Below are 20,745 nucleotides of genomic sequence, written 5' to 3'. Positions count from 1 at the left end.
ACCTTCCCCGGTCGTGCGGCGGCTGCTGATCGATCTGCGCCCGCTGCGCGCCTCGGCGGACTTCCGGCGGCTCTGGCTGGGCTCGGCCGTCTCGCAGCTCGGCGGCCAGATGACCACCTTCGCGGTCATGCTGCAGATCTTCCGGATCACCGGCTCCTCGGCCGCGGTGGGCGGCGTCGGGCTGGCCGCGGCGATCCCGTCGCTCCTCGTCGGCCTGTTCGGCGGCCCGCTCATCGACTCGGTCGACCGGCGCCGCCTGGTGCTGGTCATGAGCAGCTGCCTCGCCCTGGTCTCGGTCGCCTTCGCCGTGCAGGCCTTCGCCGGCAACCGGAACGTCTGGCTGCTCTACGCCCTCGTCCTGGTGCAGAACGTCTTCACCTCGATCAACGGGCCGGCCCGGCGCACCTTCGTCCCGCGGCTGCTCGGCCCGTCGCTGCTCCCGGCCGGCGCGGCCCTGGCCATGCTCTCGATGCACGTCAGCCTGGTCCTCGGGCCGCCGCTGGCGGGGCTGATCACCGCCACCGCCGGGCTGCGGTTCTGCTATCTCGTCGACGCGCTGACCTTCCTGGCCTCGCTCTACGCCGTCCTGCGGCTGCCGGCCATGCGCCCGGAGGGAGCGGGCAGCGGCCGCGGCCCGCGCGCGGTCGCCGAGGGGCTGCGGTTCATCACCGGCTCGAAGCCGGTGCTCGGCGCGCTGCTCACCGATCTCTCCGCAACCGCCCTGGCCATGCCGCTCGCGCTGTTCCCCGCGATCAACGCCGAGCGCTTCGGCGGCTCGCCGCAGACGCTCGGGCTGCTGACCGCCGCGCTGGCCGCCGGCGGGATCCTCGGCTCGGCGCTGTCCGGGCCGGTCTCCCACGTGCACCGGCACGGCCGGGCGATGCTCCTCGCCACGGTCGTCTGGGGCATCGGGCTGATCGGCTTCGGCCTGGTCGAGGGGCTGGCCGCGTCGCTCGCCTGCCTGGTCGTCGCCGGGACGGCGGACGTCCTCAGCGTCGTCTTCCGGACGTCGCTGATCCAGATCGTGACGCCGGACCGCTACCGGGGCCGGGTCAGCGCGGTCGAGTACGTCGTCGGCGCCGGAGCCCCGGAGCTGGGCAACTTCCGGGCCGGCGTGCTCGGCTCGCTGGTCGGGCCCGGCCCCGCGGCGGCCATCGGCGGGCTCTCCTGCGTGGCCGGCACCGCGGCGATCACGCTGGCGCTCCCGGCGCTGTACCGCTTCCGCACCCCGCGCGAGCCGGCGGCGCCCTGACTCACTCCGGGTCGGGGACGCCGATCGGGTTGCCCGGCTCCCACGCGCCCCCGGCCACGATCGCCCGCCGGAGCGGCGCCAGCAGCTCGGCGAGCCGGTCGCAGCGGGCGTCGCCGAGCGCCCGCCACGGCCCCAGCGCCAGCCGGTCGGTGTCGGCCTCGATGGCGGCGACCATCGCGGCGCCCTCGGCGGACAGGTCGTCGCCGTCGAGCCAGCCGCGGTCGGCCAGGCGCGCGGCCGCGGCCTGCCACGCGGCGTCGTCCCACCCCCGGGCCTTCATCAGCCACTCGCGGTCGGCGCGGCCGGCCGCGGCGGCGAGGACGTGCGCCGCCGTCCCGTCGACCTCCCGCTCGAGCAGCGCGGCGTTGTGCCCGTCGCCGCGGTGCTCCCGCAGCGTGGTCAGGCCCTGCCAGAGGGCCAGGTGCGGCTCGTCCGGCGCGGGCAGCCCGGCGTTGGCCGCCGCCAGCGGCCGCCCGGACGGCTCCACCGCCTCCGCGGCGATCCGCACGAGCCCGGCGGTCTCCGCCGCCTCGGCCGAGGCGAGCCACTCCTCCCCCAGGACCCGCCGGACCGCGGCGTCGGCGCCGGAGAGCCGGGCGGCGAGCGCGGCGGCCGGCGTGGCCGCGTCCCACACCGCGGGCACCCGGCGGGCCACGAACGCCGGCGCGAAGTTGTAGAAGGTGGCGGTGACCACGGCCGCGCCGACGGCGCCGAGCGGCGCGGCGCGGAAGCCGAAGTAGCCGTTCCAGAAGCCGGTCAGCCCGGCGGCCTCGGCGGCGGACCTCGACTCGGCGGTGAAGTAGGTGAGGGCGTGGTACGGCTCCCCGAGCGCCCAGAGCCGGCGCGCGGTGGCGGGAGACGTCACGCGACCTCCTCGCCGGCGCTCGTCGGCCGCGTGCCGAGACGTGCTGTGTTCATGCGTGAGCTCGCAAGCTCGCTCACGCGCTGACGCTCTCGGGCACGCCCAGCCACTCCCGCCAGCGCGGGTCGACCGTGCGGGATCCGAGCAGCCGCCACGCCGCCCCGCTCGGCGTCCGCGGCGGGTGCGGCAGCTTCCAGCCGAGCTCGGCCAGCGACCGGTCGGCCTTGGTGTGGTTGCACCGGCGGCAGGCGGCGACGACGTTGTCCCAGGTGTGCGTGCCCCCGCGGCTCCGGGGGACGACGTGGTCGATGCTGGTGGCCGAGCTGCCGCAGTACACGCAGGTCTGCCCGTCGCGGGTGAAGACGGCGCGCCGCGACAGCGGCACCTGCGCCGGGTACGGCACGCGGACGTAGCGGGTCAGGCGGACGACGACCGGCACCTGGAGGCTGATGGTCTCGGCGTGGACGACGTCGGCCGCGGAGTCGACCGCCTCGGCCTTCTCGGCCAGGACGAGCACGATCGCCCGCCGGCTGGAGACGACGCACAGCGGCTCGTAGGTGGCATTCAGCAGCAGCGTCGCCGCTGTCGTGACGCGTGACGGGGCAGGCGTCAGTGGTCGAGGAGAGGGGTCGCGGCGAGAACCTGGATGGCTCTCCGTCGACGACCGGGACGCGACACGCGACACGGGGCACCTCCGACGCCCCGGACTGCCGGTGGCTCCGGGAACCCGGGGGCGGCTCCATTCTGACCTGCGACGGCGGGGTTGCGCTCCTGGTATCGCCCTGACCGTCCGATACCGTGCCTGCGATGCGCTATCCCGAGGCTGAACGGCTCGACCTCGTCGAGGACGTGCACGGACACCTGATCGCCGACCCGTACCGCTGGCTCGAGGACGCCGAGGACCCCCGCACCCGGGCGTGGGCGCGGGCCCAGGACGACCTCGCCGCCGAGCACCTCGCGGCTCTCCCGCTGCGGGAACGGTTCGCCGAGCGGCTGGCGCAGCTGGTGCACGCCGGCGCGGTCGGCGTGCCGGTGTGGCGGGCCGGCCGGGCGTTCTCCACGCGCCGCGACCCGGGCCAGGAGCACGCCGTCCTGCGGGTGCGCGAGCCCGACGGCAGCGAGCGGGTGCTGGTCGACCCGATGGCGCTCGACCCCGCCGGCACGACGACCCTCGACGCCTGGTCGCCGTCCTGGGAGGGCGAGCGGCTGGCCTACCAGGTGTCCGTCGGCGGCGACGAGGAGTCGCAGCTCTACGTCCTCGACGTCGCCAGCGGCAAGGTCGTCGACGGGCCGATCGACCGCTGCCGCTACTCCCCCGTCGCCTGGCTGCCCGGCGGCGACGAGCTGTTCTACGTGCGCCGGCTCGCCCCCGACCAGGTGCCGGCCGGCGAGGAGCAGTTCCACCGGCGGGTGTGGCGCCACCGCGTCGGCGGCGACCCGGACGACGACGTCCTCGTGCACGGCGAGGGCAGCGACCCGTCGACCTACTTCGGCGTCCGCACCAGCGCGGACGGCCGGTGGCTGGTCGTCTCCGCCTCGATCGGCACCGCGCCGCGCGACGACGTCTGGCTGGCCGACCTCGCCGGGGACGGCGCGCTGCGCGACCTGCAGGTCGGCGTCGACGCCCAGACCACCGCATGGGTGGCCCGCGACGGCCGGCTGTGGCTGATGAGCGACCGCGACGCCCCGCGCTGGCGGCTCGCGGTCGCCGACCCGGCCGACCCCGCGACGTGGGCCCCGGGCGCCTGGCGGGACGTCGTCCCGCAGGCCGAGGACGCCGTCCTCTCCGACGCGACCCTCGTCGACGGCCCGGACGGCGACCTGCGCGTCCTCGCCGTCCACTCCGTCGACGCGACCGACCGGCTCTCGGTCTGGGCCGCGGACGGGTCGGGGCGGCTGGCCGACGTGACCCCGCCCGGCGTCGGCAGCATCGCCGGCGTCGTCTCCCGGCCCGAGGGCGGCACGGAGGCGTGGGTGGGCTACACCGACTACGCCACCCCGCCGTCGGTCTACCGCTGGGACAGCGCCGGCGCCGACCTCGCCCAGTGGGAGAAGGCCGACGTCGCCGGCGACGTCCCGGGCGTGACCGTCGTCGAGACGCACGCGACGTCGAAGGACGGCACGCCGGTCCACCTGTTCGTCCTCTCGCGGGCCGGGACGCCGGACACGCCGCGACCGGCCGTCCTCTACGGCTACGGCGGCTTCGACGTGGCGCTGACCCCGGCCTACTCGGCGCAGGCGCTCGCCTGGGTCGAGGCGGGCGGCGTGTGGGCGGTGGCCAACCTGCGCGGCGGCTCCGAGCACGGCGAGGAGTGGCACCGCGCCGGCATGCGCGAGCGCAAGCAGAACGTGTTCGACGACTTCGCCGCCGCCGGGGAGCACCTCGTGGCGCAGGGCTGGACGACGCACGGACAGCTGGCCGTCATGGGCGGCTCGAACGGCGGGCTGCTGGTCGGCGCGACGCTGACCCAGCGGCCCGACCTCGCCGCGGGGGTGGTCTGCAGCGCGCCGCTGCTCGACATGGTCCGGTACGAGCGCTTCGGCCTCGGGCGGACGTGGAACGACGAGTACGGCACCGCCGAGGACCCCACCGAGCTCGGCTGGCTGCTCGGGTACTCGCCCTACCACGCCGTTCGCGATGGCACCGCGTACCCGGCGGTGCTGTTCACGACCTTCGAGTCCGACACCCGTGTCGACCCGCTGCACGCCCGCAAGCTGGCCGCCGCCCTGCAGCACGCCACCAGCGCCGAGGCGCCGATCGTGCTGCGGCGGGAGATCTCGGTCGGGCACGGCGCGCGCGCCGTCAGCCGCACCGTCGACCTCGCCGCCGACCAGCTCGCTTTCCTGGCCGCCGCGACGGGACTCGTGTCACACCGGTCAGCCCCCTGACAGACGGCTCCGCATTTGGGAGTATCGACGGTGATGAGCGCCTCACTGTCCGTGATCAAGACCGCTGACGATCTCGTGTCGGCGGTGCCCGGCCTGTTCACCCAGGAGTGGTGGGCCGCGCACGCGGACATCCTCATCGGGAAGCCGCTGAAGATCGCGCTGGTCGTCGTGCTGGCCGCGCTGGTCCGGATGATGATCAACCGCGGCATCCAGCGGCTCACCGACCGCACGGCCACCGGCGCGGTGCCGAGCGTCCTGCGGCCGTGGCGCCGGCGGGGCCGGCAGGCCGACCGGGACGGCGTCGAGCAGATCGCGGCCCGGCGGACCCAGCGCGCCGAGGCGATCGGCTCGGTGCTGCGCAGCTTCGCCTCGTTCGTCGTCCTGGGCATCGCCGTCGTCCTGGTGCTCGGCGAGCTGGGCGTGAACCTGGCGCCGATCATCGCCAGCGCGGGCGTGATCGGCGTGGCGCTCGGCTTCGGCGCGCAGAACCTGGTCAAGGACTTCATCGCCGGCATCGGGATCATCCTCGAGGACCAGTACGGCGTCGGTGACGTCGTGGACCTCGGGGAGGCCAGCGGCACCGTGGAGGCGGTGGGCCTGCGGATCACGCGGCTGCGCGACGCCCACGGCGTGGTCTGGTACGCCCGCAACGGCGAGATCCTGCGCGTCGGCAACAGGAGCCAGGGCTTCGCGCAGGTCGTCATCGACATGCCGGTCGCCCACGACACCGACCTCGAGCGCTGCCGCACGGTGATGCAGGAGGTCGGCGACGAGATGCACGCCGAGAAGGAGTGGGCGGAGGTGCTGCTCGCCGCGCCGGAGTCGCTCGGCGTCGAGTCCATCACCGCCGCGGGGGTGACCATGCGGCTGCAGGTGCGCACCACCAACGACGACCAGTGGCGGGTGGGCCGCGAGCTGCGCCAGCGGCTCGGCGAGCGGTTCGCCGCCGAGGGCTTCAAGGCACCGGGCCCGGTGCTGGCCGGTGCCGCGAGCGGGGCGGGCGCGCGGTGAGCGGCCGCGCCCCGGAGGGAGCCAGGACCGCCGGCGCACACACGGAGCGCCCGGCGACCTTCCGCGAGGTCTTCGCCGTCCGCGAGTTCCGGCCGCTGTTCGGGACGTTCCTGCTCTCCACCGCCGGCGACGAGCTGGCCCGGGTGGCGCTGACCGTCCTGGTCTACCAGCGGACCTCCTCGCCGCTGCTGTCGGCGATCACCTTCGCGATCAGCTACCTCCCCTGGCTGCTCGGCGGCCCGCTGCTCGCGACGCTGGCCGACCGGCTGCCGCGGCACCGGGTGCTGATCGCCACCGACGCCGGCCGCGCGCTGCTGGTCGCCGGCATGGCCATCCCCGGGACGCCGCTGCCGGTGCTGCTGGCGCTGCTGTTCCTGCTCTCCCTCTGCGCCCCGCCGTTCGAGTCCGCCCGGTCGGCGCTGGTCGCCGACGTGCTGGAGGGCGACCGGTACGCCGTCGCGAACTCGCTGACCAACGTCGGGCTGCAGGTGGCGCAGGTCGTCGGCTTCGTGCTCGCCGGCGCGCTGGTGACGGCGCTGAACCCCTCGGCCGCGCTGCTGATCGACGCGGTGACGTTCGCCGTCTCCGCGATCTGGCTCTACGCCGGCCTGACCCGCCGGCCCGCCCCGGTCGCCGAGGACGAGGCGAAGCCGTTCCTGCGCGACGCGCTGGAGGGGCTCACCTTCATCCGCTCCTCGCCGCGCCTGCTCGCGATCATCGCCGTCCTCTGGATCGGCACCGCGTTCACCTACGCGCCCGAGGGCATCGCCATCCCGCTGGTCGACGAGCTCGGCGAGGGCGCGACGGCGGTGGGCATCCTGCTGGCGGCCAACCCCGCCGGGGTCACGATCGGCGGCCTGGTCCTGGCCCGGCTGGTCGCGCCGCACCGCCGCGAGCAGCTGGTGCCGGCGCTGGTCGGGCTCTCGCTCGCGCCGATCCTGCTGGCCGGGCTGGTCGCGTCCTTCGCCGGTCCGGGCACGCTGAGCTTCGGCGTCGTGGTCGCGCTGCTGTTCGTCTCGGGCCTCGGCTCGGCATGGCTGATCCCGCTCAACGCGTCGTTCGTGCAGGCGGTGCCGTCGGCCTACCGCGGCCGGGCGTTCGGCGTCGCGGTCAGCGGTCTCTACGGCGTGCAGGGGCTCGGGGCGCTGGCCGCGGGGCTGGCGGCGGAGGGGCTGGCGCCCAGCGGCGTCGTCGTCCTCTGCGGGGCGCTCGGCCTGGCCGCGGTGGTGCTGCCGCTGCTCGCCTTCGTACGTACGCAGGGTCACGTGGCCGGGGAGCAGCCCGCCGCGGGACCATCGGTGTCATGAGCGAGTCGAGCCGCACGCTGCCCTCGGCCCGGACCTTCTACGACGAGGTCGGCGGCCACCCGACCTTCGTGCGGCTGGTGCACCGCTTCTACGAGGGCGTCCGCCGCGACCCGGTCCTGGCGCCGCTGTACCCGCAGGACGACTGGGACGGCGCCGAGACGCGGCTGCGGATGTTCCTGGAGCAGTACTGGGGTGGGCCCACGACCTACTCGCAGGAGCGCGGTCACCCGCGGCTGCGGATGCGGCACGCCCCCTTCGCGATCGGCCCGGCCGAGCGCGACGCGTGGCTGTCGCACATGCGCGACGCCGTGGACTCCCTGGAGCTCTCGCACGAGCACGACGCCACGCTCTGGGGCTACCTGGAGATGGCCGCCCGCAGCATGCAGAACCGCTGGCCCGACGATGCGTCCGGCACCCTCTCCCTCGCCTAGATGACGGACCTCCCTACCCCCGACTGGTGGCGGGACGCCGTCTTCTACCAGGTCTACATCCGCAGCTTCGCCGACGGCAGCGGTGACGGCGTCGGCGACCTCGCCGGGATCCGGTCGCGGCTGCGGTACCTGCGCGACCTCGGCGTCGACGCGCTGTGGATCACGCCGTTCTACCCCTCCCCCATGGCCGACCACGGCTACGACGTCGCCGATCCGCGCGACGTCGAGCCGGCGTTCGGCGACCTCGCCGGGTTCGACGCGATGCTCGCCGAGGCGCACCGGCTCGGGCTGCGGGTGACCATCGACCTGGTGCCCAACCACAGCTCGCACCTGCGCGACTGGTTCGTCGAGGCGCTGGCCTCGCTTCCCGGCTCGCCGGCGCGGGCGCGGTACCTCTTCCGGGACGGGCACGGCGACGCGCCACCCAACAACTGGCCGTCGGTCTTCGGCGGGCCGGCGTGGACCCGCGTGCCCGACGGGCAGTGGTACCTGCACCTGTTCGCCCCCGAGCAGCCGGACCTGGACTTCACCCACCCCGAGGTGCTGGCCGACCTCGAGACGACGATGCGGTTCTGGCTGGACCGGGGCGTCGACGGCTTCCGGATCGACGTCGGGCACGGGATGGCCAAGCCGGCCGGGCTGCCGGACATGGTGCCGGCCGAGGACACCGGCCTGCTCGACGACCACGGGCCCGGCGACCTGCGCTTCGACCAGGACGGCGTGCACGACGTGCACCGGCGGATCCGGCGGGTGCTGGACGAGTACCCGGGCGCGATGGCCGTCGGCGAAGTGTGGGTGCACGACGACGAGCGGCTGGCCCGCTACCTGCGCGCGGACGAGCTGCAGCTGGCGTTCAACTTCCGGCTGCTCATGGCCGACTGGACCCCGGCCGAGCTGCGCTCGGCGGTGGAGCACTCGCTGGCCACCGTCGCCGGCACGCCGGCTCCGGCCTGCTGGGTGCTGTCCAACCACGACCGGCCCCGGCACGTCACCCGCTACGGCGGCGGCGACGTGGGGACGGCGCGGGCGCGGGCGGCCGCGCTGCTGCAGCTGGCGCTGCCCGGGGTCGCCTACCTCTACAACGGCGACGAGCTCGGGATGCCCGACGTGGACCTCCCCGACGAGGTGCTGCAGGACCCGGTGTGGGAGCGCTCGGGGCACACGGTCCGCGGCCGCGACGCATGCCGTCTGCCGGTCCCGTGGTCCGGCGACGAGCCCCCGTACGGCTTCTCGACGGCGGCCTCGACCTGGCTCCCCATGCCGCCCGGCTGGGGCCGGCTGACCGTGGAGGCCCAGCAGGCCGATCCCGGTTCGATGCTGTCGCTGTACCGACGTGCGCTGGCGCTGCGGTCGTCGTCCCCGCTGTTCGCGGGCGAGGAGCTGCAGTGGGTACCGGCACCCGACGGTTGCGTCGCCTTCCGCCGCCCCGGCGGGCTGGTGTGCCTGCTCAACCTCTCGGGGGCGCCGGTGCCGCTGCCGGAGGGGCGCGTGCTGCTGGCGAGCGGGGACGTCGCCGCCGGGATCCTCCCGGACGACGCCGCGGTGTGGCTGCACGCCTGAGCCGGACGTGACGTCGGCCACGATCGGCCCTCGGGTACCTTGCGGCCGACGAGGGCACCGCCTGCGAGGAGTCGCCGTGAAGACCCGAGACCTGGCCTACGTCGCGCTGTTCGCCGCCATCACGGCCGCGCTCGGGCTGCTGCCGGCCATCCCGGTCCCCGCCGTCCCGGTCCCCATCACGGCGCAGACCCTGGGCGTGATGCTGGCCGGCGCGGTCCTCGGTGCGCGCCGCGGCGGCCTGGCGCTCCTGCTGTTCCTGGTGGTCGTCGCGATCGGCCTGCCCGTCCTGGCCGGCGGCCGGGGCGGGCTGTCGGTGTTCGCCGGCCCGAGCGCCGGCTTCCTCTACTCCTGGCCGATCGCCGCCTTCGTCACCGGCCTGATCACCGAGGCGCTGTGGCGCCGGTTCAACCTGGCCTGGGCGCTGGTCGCCACCCTCGTGGGCGGGATCGCCGTGATCTACGCGATCGGCATCCCCTTCATCAGCGTCTTCTCCGACACCCCGCTGTCGGTCGCGTTCACCGGCTCGCTGGTGTTCGTGCCGGGTGACGTCGTCAAGGCCGTCGTCGCCGCCGTGGTCGCGGTGGCGGTCCGCCGCGCCTACCCGGTGATCGAGCGACCGCGGCGGGCGCCCGTCGCGCCATGAGGCGCCGGCGTGGGCGGGCCGCGCCGGAGGCCGCCGCCGACCCCTCACGGGGGATCGAACTCGTCGGGGTCTCCCACGCCTACGGCGAGCGGACGGTCCTCGACGGGCTCGACCTGCACCTGACCGAGCACCGGATCGGGGTGATCGGCGCCAACGGCTCCGGCAAGAGCACGTTCGCGCGGCTGCTCAACGGGCTCGTCGTCCCGACCTCCGGGCGGGTGCTGGTCGACGGCCTGGACACGCGCTCGTCGGTGCGGGAGGTACGGCGTCGCGTGGGCTTCGTGTTCCAGGACCCCGACGCGCAGATCGTGCACCCGACGGTCGCCGAGGACGTCGCCTACGGCCTGGAGAACCAGGGCGTGCCGCCGGCCGAGCGGGCCGAGCGGGTGGCCGAGGTGCTGGAGCGCTACGACCTGGCCGGGCACGCCGACCACCCGGCCCACCTGCTCTCCGGCGGGCAGAAGCAGCTGCTGGCCATCGCCGGCGTGCTGGTCATGCGGCCGGCGCGGATCGTGTTCGACGAGCCGACCACGCTGCTGGACCTGGTCAACGCCCGGCGGATCGCGCGGGTGATCGGCGAGCTGCCGCAGTCGGTGGTCGTGGTGACGCACGACCTGGACCTGCTGGAGGGCTTCGACCGGGTGCTCGTCGTCGACGGCGGCCGGGTGGTCGAGGACGGGCCGGCCGAGCAGTCGGTCCGCGCCTACCGGAAGCTGATGGCCGACCGGTGACCCTCGCCCTCTACGTGCCGCGGGCCAGCCCGGTGCACCGGACGCCGGCCGGGATCAAGCTGCTCGTGCTCGTGGCGCTCGGCGTGCTGCTGTTCGCGGTGCCGACCCTGGCCGTGGCCGCCGGGACACTGGCCGGGGTCGTGCTGATCGGGCTGCTCGCGGCCCGGCTGCCCGCGGCGCTGCTGGCCCGGCAGGCACGGGCGGTCGCGGTCTGGGTGGTGGCGATCGTCGTCGTCCACGCCCTGGTCACCGACTGGCTCACCGGCCTGGAGACGGCGTTGCGGCTGCTGGCGCTGGTGCTGGCCGCGGCTGTGGTGACCGCCACGACGCGGGTGACGGCGATGGTCGCGGTCGTGGAGCGGGTCTGCGCGCCGCTGCGGTTCCTCGGCGTCCGGCCGGCCCGGATCGGGCTGGCGCTGGCCATGGTGCTGCGGTTCATCCCGCTGGTGGCCGAGCGCGCCGACCGGATCCGCGAGGCCCAGGCGGCGCGCGGCGGCTCCGTGCGCGGCGTGCGCGGTCTCACGACGATCGTCGTCCCGCTGCTGGTCCAGGTGCTGCAGCTCGCGCACACGGTCAGCGAGGCGCTGGACGCGCGCGGGGCGGACGACGTCCCTCGCGCCCGGGCGGCCGCCTCGTGACCGGGACGCTGCTCGAGATCTGGCGGACGCCGACGGCGGCGGCGCCGATGCAGCGGGTACCCGCGGCGACGCTCCTGGCGGGGATCGGGCTGGAGGGAGACCGGTACGCCCTCGGCGGCGGCACGTGGGCGCAGTACCCGGACCTCGAGAAGCAGCTGACGCTGATCGACGCCGGCGACGTCGCGGCGCTCGCGCGCGAGGTCGGCGCGGACCTCTCCCCCGGCGACACGCGGCGGAACCTGGTCACGACCGGGCTGGCGCTGCCCTCGCTCGTGGGCAGCTGGTTCGCGGTGGGCGACACGCTGATGTTCGGCATGAAGCGGTGTCCGCCCTGCACGCACCTGGAGCGGTTGACCGGGCTCAAGCTGGTCAAGGCGATGGTGCACCGGGGCGGGATCAACGCGGCGGTGTTCGCGGGCGGCCCGATCCGCGAGGGCGACGTCGTCCGGCCGGTGTCCGACGAGGAGGCCGCGGCTCGCGGTGCGCCGACCGGCGCCGACCGTCCGGTGCCGCGGATCGTCTAGACCAGCGCTTCCACCACCATCGCCACGCCCTGGCCTCCCCCGGCGGCGATGGCGGCGAGCCCGTAGCGGCCGGCCCGCTGCCGCACGAGCTGGGAGAACAGGCGGACGACGAGGACCGCCCCGGACGCGCCCCACGGGTGCCCGAGGGCCAGTGCCCCGCCCTGGGGGCAGACCCGGGTCGGGTCGAGGTCGAGGGCCCGGCAGCAGGCCAGGATCTGGCCGGCGAAGGCCTCGTTGAACTCGACGACGTCGATGTCGTCCAGCGTCAGACCGGCCCGCTCCAGCGCCGTGCGCACGGCGGGGACGAGGGAGAGCCCGAGGCGGTTGGGGTCGAGCCCGCAGGTCGCGGTGCCGAGCACGCGCAGGCCGGGGACGTCGAGCCGGCGGTGGGTGACGGCGTCGGCGACGGCCACGACCGCGGCCCCGTCGTTGATCCCGCAGGAACTGCCGGCCGTGTGGGTGCCGTCGGGGCCGAAGGCCGGACGCAGCCGGGCCAGCCGCTGCGCCGTGAGCCCGGCACGGGGCCGGTCGTCCCGGCCGACGCCCGCGACGGGCACGATCTCGGCCTCGAAGTCGTGTGCCTGCACGCTCGCGATCGCGCGGGCATGGGAGCGCGCGGCGTACGCGTCCTGGTCGGCACGGGAAACGCCGAACTCGCTGGCGAGGGCGTCGGCGGCGGGGCCCATGTCGGGGTCACCCGTGCTCGCCGGCGCGAAGGGGGCGCGCTCGTACCGGAGCGGGTCGGCGTCCCCCGTCGGGGGCCAGAACCGCCACGGCGCGGTCGACGCGGACTCCACACCTCCGGCGAGGACGACCCCGGGCTCGGCCGCCACGAGCGACCCGCCGAGCACGATCGCGGCCAGCCCGCTGGCGCACTGCCGGTCGACGGTCAGAGCCGGCAGCGTGTCCGGCAGGCCGGCGTGCAGGGCGGCGACCCGCGCGACGTCACCGCCCGGACCCATGCAGTTGCCCAGCAGGACCTCGCGCAGGTCCGCGCCGCCGGTCGCCCCTGCCACGGCCGCCAGGACCGGCGCGGCTAGCTCGGCCGCGGGTACCGCGGCGAGCGAGCGGCCCGCCGTGCCGATCGGGCTTCGGAGCGCCGCGACGATCACCGGCGCCGCATCGCCGGTCACGCCCGCACCCGGGAGCCGGTCCGAACCGGCGAAAGCCGGCCCGCGGCGGCGAGCTCGGCAACCGCGGCCCGGTCCACCTTGCCCGCTGCCGTGACCGGCCAACTGGACAGGGAGAACCACAGCCGCGGTCGCTGCGCCGGCGCCAGCTCCGCCTTCGCCGCGGCGCGGGCTGCGGGCACGGCCGCGGGGTCGGTGAGGACGGCGGCGACCAGCTGCCCGAGCCGTGCGTGCGCGACTCCGACGACGACCACGTCGGCGCCCGAGCCGTGGCGCAGCACCTGTTCGACCTCGTCGGCCAGGACGGTGACGCCCCCGGTGAGCACCACCGCGTCACCGCGACCGGCCACGGTGAGGACGCCGGCGGTGAGGCTGCCGCGGTCCCCCACCGAGGCGAAGCCGTCCGGGCCGGTCCGGAAGGGGCCGCCGGGAGCCAGGTAGCCCTCGGACAGGTAGCGCGAGCGCACCCAGATCACGCCGTCGCGGATCTGCACCTCGACCCCGGGAAAGGCATGCAGGTCCTCCTCGTGGCTGCCCCAGGCGACGAAGGACAGCTCGGCCGCGCCGTAGTAGTGGCTGACGCGGGCGCCGACCGCGGCGGCCCGGCGGGACAGGCCCCGCCCCAGCCGGTCGCCGGCGACGACGAGATGCATCCCTCCGACGTCGATCCCCTCGTCGAGCGCGCCGACCAGTGCGGAGGGTGTCAGGCACGCGTGCGTCGCTCCGTCGGGCGCCGGCACGACCGCTGCCCCGGCGAAGCGGGCGTGCGCCGCCGCGAACAGGTTCATCGAGGCCGCCAGCGGGCCCGGCAGCCACACCCGCGAGCCGGGCCCGATGTCGGTCAGCTCGGACACGGCGGGAAACGAGTCCACCCAGGACTCCGCGGTCCGCACGACCCACCTCGGCCGCGTCGTGGTTCCCGAGGTCCGGACCGAGATCCGCCGCCGCTCGGCGAACGCCGCCAGCACCGCCTCGACCGGGTCGGGGGTGCCCAGGACGTCGACGGGCTCCGCTGTCATGGCTGCGGTCTCACGGCTCGGCGGGCTCGTCGCACCAGCGGGCCAGGAACTCCTTCTCGTCGGTGGTCAGCCGCCGGGGGCGGTTGATCGAGAAGTCGAACGGCACCAGGAGCGTGCTGCCGGTGACGGCGAGCCGCTCGTGGTCGAAGGCCTCGTAGTGGCAGGTGAACGCGGCGGCGCGGATGCCCGACACCCAGATCTGCACGTCGAGCGGCCGCGGGGAGTAGACGACCGGGCGCTTGTACTGGATGTCGTGGGCGGCGACGACGGTGCCGCGGCGCAGGCCGGTCCGCTCCTCCAGCGACGCCCGCTCGAAGAACAGGTCCACACGGGCCATCTCGAAGTACTGCAGGAAGACGACGTTGTTGACGTGCCCGTAGGCGTCCATGTCCGACCAGCGCATCGGGACCTGCACCGTGTACCGCACGGTGCGACACCCTGCCCCATCCGGCGCGCCGGGCGTCGGCCGGGGCGTCGGCCGCGACTGCGGCCCCAGACGCCGCCGGCCGGCCGGAGTGGGAACTCCGGCCGGCCACGGAAGGGGACGCGGTCCTTCTAGTCGCGGGTGAGCTTGCGGTAGGTCGCGCGGTGCGGCCGGGCGGCGTCGGGGCCGAGCCGCTCCACCTTGTTCTTCTCGTAGTCGGCGAAGTTGCCCTCGAACCAGAACCACTTCGACTCACCCTCGTACGCGAGGATGTGCGTCGCGACGCGGTCGAGGAACCACCGGTCGTGGCTGACCACCACGGCGCAGCCGGGGAACTCCAGCAGCGCGCTCTCCAGGCTGGTCAGCGTCTCGACGTCGAGGTCGTTGGTGGGCTCGTCGAGCAGCAGCAGGTTGCCGCCCTGCTTGAGCGTCAAGGCGAGGTTGAGCCGGTTGCGCTCACCACCGGACAGGACGCCGGCCGGCTTCTGCTGGTCCGGGCCCTTGAAGCCGAAGGCGGCGACGTAGGCCCGCGACGGCATCTCGACGTTGCCGACCTTGATGTGGTCCAGGCCGTCGGACACGACCTCCCAGAGCGTCTTCTTCGGGTCGATGCCGCTGCGGTTCTGCTCGACGTAGGAGATCTTGACCGTCTCGCCGACCTTGATGTCGCCGTCGTCCGCCTTCTCCTCGCCGACCAGCATCTTGAACAGCGTGGTCTTGCCGGCGCCGTTCGGCCCGACGACGCCGACGATGCCGTTGCGCGGCAGCGTGAAGGACAGGTCGTCGATCAGCAGCCGGTCGCCGAAGCCCTTGGTGAGGTCCTGGCTCTCGATGACCACGCTGCCCAGGCGCGGGCCCGGCGGGATCTGGATCTCCTCGAAGTCCAGCTTGCGGTACTTGTCGGCCTCGGCGGCCATCTCCTCGTACCGGGCCAGCCGGGCCTTGCTCTTGGCCTGCCGGGCCTTGGCGCCCGAGCGGACCCACTCGAGCTCCTCCTTGAGCCGCTTCTGCCGCTTGGCGTCCTTGGCGCCCTCGACCTTGAGCCGGGCGGCCTTGGTCTCCAGGTAGGTGGAGTAGTTGCCCTCGTACGGGTAGGCGCGCCCGCGGTCGAGCTCGAGGATCCACTGGGCGACGTTGTCCAGGAAGTACCGGTCGTGGGTGACGGCCACGACGGTGCCGGCGTACTTCTCCAGGTGCTGCTCGAGCCAGGCCACGCTCTCGGCGTCGAGGTGGTTGGTGGGCTCGTCGAGCAGCAGCAGGTCCGGCGCCTCGAGCAGCAGCTTGCACAGCGCCACGCGGCGGCGCTCACCGCCGGAGAGCACGGTGACGTCGGCGTCGCCCGGCGGGCAGCGCAGCGCGTCCATGGCCTGCTCGATGCGGGCGTCGAGCTCCCAGCCGTCGTGGTTCTCGATGAACTCCATGAGCTCGCCCTGCTCGGCGAGCAGCGCGTCGAAGTCGGCGTCGGGCTCGCCCATCGCCGCGCTGACCTCCTCGAAGCGGGTCAGCGCGTCGCGGATCGGCTTGACCGCCTCCTCGACGTTGCCGCGCACGTCGAGCGCCTCGTTGAGCGGCGGCTCCTGCTGCAGCATCCCGACCGTCGCGTCGGGCGCCAGGACCGTGTCGCCGTTGGAGGCGGTCTCCAGCCCGGCCATGATGCGCAGGACCGTGGACTTGCCGGCGCCGTTCGGGCCGACGACGCCGATCTTGGCGCCGGGCAGGAACGCCAGGGTGACGTCGTCCAGGATCACCTTGTCGCCGTGCGACTTGCGCGCACGGACCATCGAATAGATGTACTGAGCCACTGGGCCTCGGAGCCTTCCGTTTGTCTCGCGAACGGGGGCGGGCCCGCCGTTCGCCGGCCCGGCCCCTCTGCGTCCTCGACTCCGATCCTCCCAGCTCCCGGTGGCTAGCGGAGAGCCGGTGCCGGGACCCTGTCGTCGGAGTTCATCTCGTCCAACGTCTCGGGGTCGGCCTCGTAGTCCCGGCCGGCGAGGAGCTCCGCTGTGGGGTCGAACTCGTCGTCGGCCGGCGGCTCGCCCGGCTCGGATGCGGCCGCCGACGACCGCGGCACCCGCTTGAAGTCGGCGGTGCCCCGGGTGAGGTCGGGGCCGACGACCTCCGCCCGGAGCTTCACCTTGCTGCGCCGGCCCTGGTCGGAGTCCCACTCGTCGGTGAACAGCGACCCCGACACGATCACCGGGTCGCCCTTGCTGACCGTCTGCGAGACGTTGCCGCCCAGCTCGCCCCAGCACTCGACGTCGAGGAAGAGGGTCTTGTTGTCGACCCAGCCCTGCACGTCCTTGTCGTAGCGGCGGGAGGTCGACGCGACGCGGAAGTTGGTGACGGCGCCGTTCGGCGTGCGGTTGCGCTGCGGCGGGTTGACGACGTTGCCGACGACGGTGATGACGGTTTCCTTGGACATGGCGTTCCTCGTTCCTCGCGGCGCCCGGGGGCGCGGCCGGCTCGGTGCCGGGCTGCGGATCACCCTGGGCGGCCGGGAGGGGCCGCAGGAGGGGCGGCGGCGATCTGTGGACGGGACGGGCGCCTGTGGACGGCGGGGCGCGGGCCGTCGTCCCGGCCTGGTCAGGTCGGGACGTGCGAGGAACCCGAGCGACCGCGAACCGTCCACGCCCGCGCGCTGAGCCGGATCGAGCCGTCGTCCTCGGTCGGCAGGCGGGCGCGGAGGATCTCCCGGAGGGCGTCGCGGTCGGCCTCGCTCAGGGACATCGCATGGGCCGGCGCCGGCCCGGTGCCGCCGAGGAACGGCGTCCAGAAGTCGTCGAAGTCGGCGAACACCGTGGGGACCACGATCTCGCCGGTCTCGACGTCGTCGAGCCCCGCGCCGGTGAACAGCTCCCGCAGCGGGCCGGGGCGGCACAGCGGGAACCGCACGCCCTCGTCCAGGGCGGCCGTCGCCGGGTCGCGCTCGGCCGCGGCGGCCCAGAAGTGCCGCATGAGCTGCATGCCTTCGGCGTAGTCCCAGACGTAGGCCGCCACCGTCCCGCCGGGCGTGACGACGCGGCGCATCTCGGCCAGCGCGGCCGCCGCGTCGGGGACGAAGTTGAGCACCAGACCGGAGACCACGACATCGACGGCGGCGTCGTCGACCGGCAACGCCTGGGCGCTGCCCGCCCGGAAGGTCGCGCGCGGATCGGTCACGTGCGCCGCGGCGTGCGCGACGAAGTCGGACGAGGGGTCCACACCCAGCACCGCCGCGGGCGCGGCGTCGGCCAGGACCGCGCCGCTCAGGGCGCCGGTGCCGCAGCCGACGTCGAGCCAGCGGCGCCCCGGTGGAACGCCGAGGCCGGCGACGAACCGGCGGGCCACCGGCCGGCTCCACCGGCCGACGTAGGACTCGTAGCGGTCGCCGCCCGCCCACGGGCTCGGCGGCGTCTGCACCTGGTCCACGACCGGCCTCCCGGTGTGCTGCGGCTGCTCGGCGCATCGTCGTGCCGACGCCGGGGCGGGTCAACGGCTCCCGGCCCCGCCGCAGCGTGGAACGGGTGCCGGGAGGTGCGATGATCGTGCGCCGAGCGCCCGTAGCTCAGTGGATAGAGCAGGTGCCTTCTAAGCACTTGGTCGCAGGTTCGAGTCCTGCCGGGCGCGCCGCTGCGGGGTCGAGGCGTGGCCAGGACCCCATGCCGGGCGGGGAACGCCCGGCGGGCCCTAGGCTCGCGTCGCGCGTGACGCAGCCCGCGTCCCGCCTCCCACGAGAGCGGAGGGAACGCCATGGCCGACACCCGGGTGATGGGCATCGTCCTCGCAGGCGGCGAGGGCAAGCGGCTCGCCCCGCTCACCGCCGACCGGGCCAAGCCCGCGGTCCCGTTCGGCGGGCTCTATCGCCTGGTCGACTTCGCGCTGTCCAACCTGGTCAACGCGTCGGTCCTGCGGATCGCCGTCCTGACGCAGTACAAGAGCCACAGCCTCGACCGCCACATCACCACGACGTGGCGGATGAGCGACCTGCTGGGCAACTACGTCACCCCGGTCCCGGCGCAGCAGCGCCTCGGCCCCCGCTGGTACACCGGCTCGGCGGACGCGATCTTCCAGTCGCTGAACCTCATCTACGACGAGCGGCCGGACGTGATCGTGGTGTTCGGCGCCGACCACGTCTACCGGATGGACCCGCGGCAGATGTGGGAGCAGCACGTCGACGGGGGCGCCGGGGTCACCGTCGCCGGCATCCCCGTCCCGCGGAAGGAGGCCACCGCGTTCGGGGTGATCCAGACGGGGACGGACGGACGGCGGATCGAGGCGTTCCTGGAGAAGCCCGCGGACCCGCCGGGCCTGCCCGGCCGGCCCGACGAGACGTTCGCCTCGATGGGCAACTACGTCTTCTCCACCGAGGCCCTGCTCGACGCCCTCCACACCGACGCCGCCGACGAGAACAGCAAGCACGACATGGGCGGCAACATCGTCCCGCTGCTCGTCGGCCAGGGTGCGGCGCAGGTCTACGACTTCCAGACCAACCGCGTCCCGGGCGAGGACCCGGAGGCGGAGCGGTACTGGCGCGACGTCGGCACGCTGGACTCCTACTTCGAGGCGCACATGGACCTGTGCGCCACCGTCCCGGCGTTCAACCTGTACAACGACCGCTGGCCGATCCTCACGCGCGTCCCGTCGCACCCGCCGGCCAAGTTCGTGCACGACGACGAGAAGCTCGACCGCATCGGCCGGGCCATCGACAGCGTCGTGGCCAACGGCGCCATCGTGTCCGGCGCAACGGTCCGCGAGTCGGTCCTCTCCCCCGGTGTGCGGGTGCACAGCTGGGCGTCGGTCGAGCGCTCGGTGGTCATGGACGGCACGGACATCGGCCGCCGCGCGGTGGTCCGGGACGCGATCCTCGACAAGAACGTGACGATCGCCGACGGCGTCCAGATCGGCGTGAACAAGGACGACGACCGCGCTCGCGGCTTCGCCGTCTCCGAGGGCGGCGTGACCGTCGTCGGCAAGGGCGAGCACGTGTCCAAGTGAGCTGAGCCGGGGCGACCGGCGCTGCAAGGTGCACCGCAAGTGCGGTCCCAGTGATCGTCAAGTGCGCCGAAAGCGCCCTCCTCCACCGTGGTGCCACACCACCTTGGAGGAGGACCCCGTGACCCAGTCGACCTTTCCCCCCGCCGGTCCCCCCGCCGGCGTCCAGCAGCCGTACGGCCAGCCCTACGGCCAGCCCGGCTTCGGCGGCCCCGGCGCGCCGTTCGGCCAGCCTGCCCCGCCCTTCGGCTACCAGCAGCCGCCCACGAAGAAGACCGGGCTGATCGTCGGCTCGATCGTCGGCGCCGTCGTGCTCATCGGCGGCCTCGTCGTCGGCGCGCTCCTCCTGTTCGGCAGCAAGACCCTCGACAGGGGCGACGCCGAGCAGCAGGTGAGCGCCGCGTCCGAGCAGCTGATCGGGGCGCCGGCCGAGGGCGTGAGCTGCCCGGCCGACGTCGAGGTCGCGCAGGGCGGCACCTTCGCCTGCACCGCCACCCTCGAGGGCCAGGACATCTCGTTCACCGTCACGCAGAAGGACGACCAGGGCAACGTCGAGATCACCGCGGACAACACGTTCGTGCCGGTGTCCGCCGTGGCCGACGAGGTCAACTCCCAGGTCGAGGCCGAGGCCGGCGTCGAGCTGAACACCAGCTGCGACAGCGACCGCACCGTCCTGGTCGACCCGGCCGGTGAGCGGCTCCCCTGCACGGTCAGCAACGCCGAGGACTCCTCGCTGAGCATCCAGGTGGACGCGATCGTCGAGGCCGACGGCACCGTCACCGTGGAGTACGAGGACGCCTGATCCGCACCCGCATCGCCCGAGGGGCGGTGGCACCGGCTCCCCGGTGCCACCGCCCCTCGCGCGTCGGACCCCGCCGGTGCCACACTCCCCCGCCATGCGGCCGACGCTGTACGAGTTCGCGGGTGGGGACGACGCCTTCCTGCGCCTGGCCGCCGCGCACCACGCGCGCTGCCTGGCCGATCCGGAGCTGAACCACCCCTTCTCGCACGCCGACCTCAACCCCGAGCACGTCGCGCGGCTGGCCGCGTACTGGGCCGAGGTGCTGGGCGGGCCGCCGCGCTACTCGAAGGAGTGCTCCGACCAGTCCTCGCTGCTGCGGATCCACGCCGGCAACGGCGAGATGGGCGACCTCGGCCGCCGGTTCGTCGACTGCTTCGTGGCGGCCGCGGACGACGCCGCCCTGCCGGCCGACCCCGAGTTCCGCGCCGCGCTGCGCGCGTACATGGAGTGGGCGGTCTCCGACGTCCTCGTCTACTCGCCGGTGGACGCCGTCGTCCCGGACGGCGAGCCGGTGCCGCACTGGACGTGGGACGGCCTCGTCGCCGGGTAGG

Annotated in this window: 21 protein-coding genes and 1 tRNA gene; 14 read left to right on the top strand and 8 right to left on the bottom strand. The window is 74.5% G+C overall.

The features are described 5' to 3' along the window. Positions 1 to 13: 13 nt before the first annotated feature. The gene (locus AB3388_RS07330) at positions 14 to 1,252 is read left to right on the top strand and encodes an MFS transporter (RefSeq protein WP_495410102.1); all 1,239 of its coding nucleotides are present in this window, start codon (positions 14 to 16) and stop codon (positions 1,250 to 1,252) included. Between the two features lies 1 nt (position 1,253). On the opposite strand, the gene AB3388_RS07325 is transcribed toward AB3388_RS07330, so the two are convergent. Then, positions 1,254 to 2,117 (bottom strand): SCO6745 family protein, encoded by an 864-nt coding sequence (locus AB3388_RS07325; RefSeq protein ID WP_495410101.1) that lies wholly within the window; start codon positions 2,115 to 2,117, stop codon positions 1,254 to 1,256. A 73-nt stretch (positions 2,118 to 2,190) separates the two neighbouring features. Continuing rightward, positions 2,191 to 2,682 (bottom strand): HNH endonuclease, encoded by a 492-nt coding sequence (locus AB3388_RS07320; RefSeq protein ID WP_495411443.1) that lies wholly within the window; start codon positions 2,680 to 2,682, stop codon positions 2,191 to 2,193. Positions 2,683 to 2,921: 239 nt separating this feature from the next. Between AB3388_RS07320 and AB3388_RS07315 the strand changes: the two genes are divergently transcribed. From AB3388_RS07315 to AB3388_RS07275, 9 genes are all read left to right on the top strand, one after another. Next, a complete protein-coding gene (locus AB3388_RS07315; RefSeq protein ID WP_495410100.1) occupies positions 2,922 to 5,003 on the top strand; it encodes a prolyl oligopeptidase family serine peptidase in 2,082 nt (693 codons plus the stop codon). 33 nt (positions 5,004 to 5,036) lie between these two features. Then, positions 5,037 to 6,014 carry a mechanosensitive ion channel family protein gene (locus AB3388_RS07310; protein ID WP_495410099.1) on the top strand — a complete coding sequence of 326 codons (978 nt, stop codon included), beginning with the start codon at positions 5,037 to 5,039 and terminating at the stop codon, positions 6,012 to 6,014. After that, positions 6,011 to 7,321 carry an MFS transporter gene (locus AB3388_RS07305; RefSeq protein ID WP_495410098.1) on the top strand — a complete coding sequence of 437 codons (1,311 nt, stop codon included), beginning with the start codon at positions 6,011 to 6,013 and terminating at the stop codon, positions 7,319 to 7,321. The genes AB3388_RS07310 and AB3388_RS07305 overlap by 4 nt, the downstream gene beginning before the upstream one ends. Continuing rightward, entirely contained in the window at positions 7,318 to 7,752 is a 435-nt protein-coding gene (locus AB3388_RS07300; RefSeq protein ID WP_495410097.1) for a globin, read from the top strand. The genes AB3388_RS07305 and AB3388_RS07300 overlap by 4 nt, the downstream gene beginning before the upstream one ends. Then, complete coding sequence (locus AB3388_RS07295; RefSeq protein ID WP_495410096.1) at positions 7,753 to 9,312, top strand: glycoside hydrolase family 13 protein; 1,560 nt, start codon at positions 7,753 to 7,755, stop codon at positions 9,310 to 9,312. It abuts the gene before it with no gap. 76 nt (positions 9,313 to 9,388) lie between these two features. Further along, positions 9,389 to 9,955 (top strand): biotin transporter BioY, encoded by a 567-nt coding sequence (locus AB3388_RS07290; protein ID WP_495410095.1) that lies wholly within the window; start codon positions 9,389 to 9,391, stop codon positions 9,953 to 9,955. Further along, complete coding sequence (locus AB3388_RS07285; protein ID WP_495410094.1) at positions 9,952 to 10,686, top strand: energy-coupling factor ABC transporter ATP-binding protein; 735 nt, start codon at positions 9,952 to 9,954, stop codon at positions 10,684 to 10,686. Before AB3388_RS07290 ends, AB3388_RS07285 begins: the two co-directional genes overlap by 4 nt. After that, positions 10,683 to 11,324 carry an energy-coupling factor transporter transmembrane component T gene (locus tag AB3388_RS07280; protein WP_495410093.1) on the top strand — a complete coding sequence of 214 codons (642 nt, stop codon included), beginning with the start codon at positions 10,683 to 10,685 and terminating at the stop codon, positions 11,322 to 11,324. Before AB3388_RS07285 ends, AB3388_RS07280 begins: the two co-directional genes overlap by 4 nt. Continuing rightward, positions 11,321 to 11,848 carry an MOSC domain-containing protein gene (locus tag AB3388_RS07275; RefSeq protein ID WP_495410092.1) on the top strand — a complete coding sequence of 176 codons (528 nt, stop codon included), beginning with the start codon at positions 11,321 to 11,323 and terminating at the stop codon, positions 11,846 to 11,848. The genes AB3388_RS07280 and AB3388_RS07275 overlap by 4 nt, the downstream gene beginning before the upstream one ends. Here the strand turns inward: AB3388_RS07275 and AB3388_RS07270 are convergent. From AB3388_RS07270 to AB3388_RS07245, 6 genes are all read right to left on the bottom strand, one after another. Further along, a complete protein-coding gene (locus AB3388_RS07270) occupies positions 11,845 to 12,981 on the bottom strand; it encodes a thiolase family protein (protein ID WP_495410091.1) in 1,137 nt (378 codons plus the stop codon). The genes AB3388_RS07275 and AB3388_RS07270 overlap by 4 nt on opposite strands. Then, complete coding sequence (locus AB3388_RS07265; RefSeq protein WP_495410090.1) at positions 12,978 to 13,997, bottom strand: AMP-binding protein; 1,020 nt, start codon at positions 13,995 to 13,997, stop codon at positions 12,978 to 12,980. Before AB3388_RS07265 ends, AB3388_RS07270 begins: the two co-directional genes overlap by 4 nt. A gap of 10 nt (positions 13,998 to 14,007) precedes the next feature. Further along, complete coding sequence (locus AB3388_RS07260) at positions 14,008 to 14,424, bottom strand: acyl-CoA thioesterase (RefSeq protein ID WP_495410089.1); 417 nt, start codon at positions 14,422 to 14,424, stop codon at positions 14,008 to 14,010. 128 nt (positions 14,425 to 14,552) lie between these two features. Then, entirely contained in the window at positions 14,553 to 16,223 is a 1,671-nt protein-coding gene (gene ettA, locus AB3388_RS07255; RefSeq protein WP_495410088.1) for an energy-dependent translational throttle protein EttA, read from the bottom strand. 104 nt (positions 16,224 to 16,327) lie between these two features. Next, positions 16,328 to 16,843, bottom strand: coding sequence for a single-stranded DNA-binding protein (gene ssb / locus AB3388_RS07250; RefSeq protein WP_495410087.1), 516 nt, complete (start codon positions 16,841 to 16,843; stop codon positions 16,328 to 16,330). A 161-nt stretch (positions 16,844 to 17,004) separates the two neighbouring features. Next, complete coding sequence (locus AB3388_RS07245; RefSeq protein WP_495410086.1) at positions 17,005 to 17,829, bottom strand: class I SAM-dependent methyltransferase; 825 nt, start codon at positions 17,827 to 17,829, stop codon at positions 17,005 to 17,007. Positions 17,830 to 17,954: 125 nt separating this feature from the next. Between AB3388_RS07245 and AB3388_RS07240 the strand changes: the two genes are divergently transcribed. From AB3388_RS07240 to AB3388_RS07225, 4 genes are all read left to right on the top strand, one after another. Further along, positions 17,955 to 18,027, top strand: a tRNA-Arg gene (locus tag AB3388_RS07240). Positions 18,028 to 18,150: 123 nt separating this feature from the next. Further along, the gene (gene glgC / locus AB3388_RS07235) at positions 18,151 to 19,395 is read left to right on the top strand and encodes a glucose-1-phosphate adenylyltransferase (RefSeq protein ID WP_495410085.1); all 1,245 of its coding nucleotides are present in this window, start codon (positions 18,151 to 18,153) and stop codon (positions 19,393 to 19,395) included. A 118-nt stretch (positions 19,396 to 19,513) separates the two neighbouring features. After that, positions 19,514 to 20,194: a DUF4333 domain-containing protein gene (locus tag AB3388_RS07230; RefSeq protein WP_495410084.1), complete on the top strand. Its 681-nt coding sequence runs from the start codon at positions 19,514 to 19,516 to the stop codon at positions 20,192 to 20,194. Between the two features lie 94 nt (positions 20,195 to 20,288). Next, a complete protein-coding gene (locus AB3388_RS07225; protein WP_495410083.1) occupies positions 20,289 to 20,744 on the top strand; it encodes a globin domain-containing protein in 456 nt (151 codons plus the stop codon). The last annotated feature ends 1 nt before the right edge of the window (position 20,745 follow it).

The sequence above is a fragment of the Geodermatophilus sp. SMS 5-13 genome, from assembly GCF_059428245.1.
Note: the sequence above shows the minus strand (reverse complement) of the source record. Positions and strands in the feature narration are given on the sequence as shown.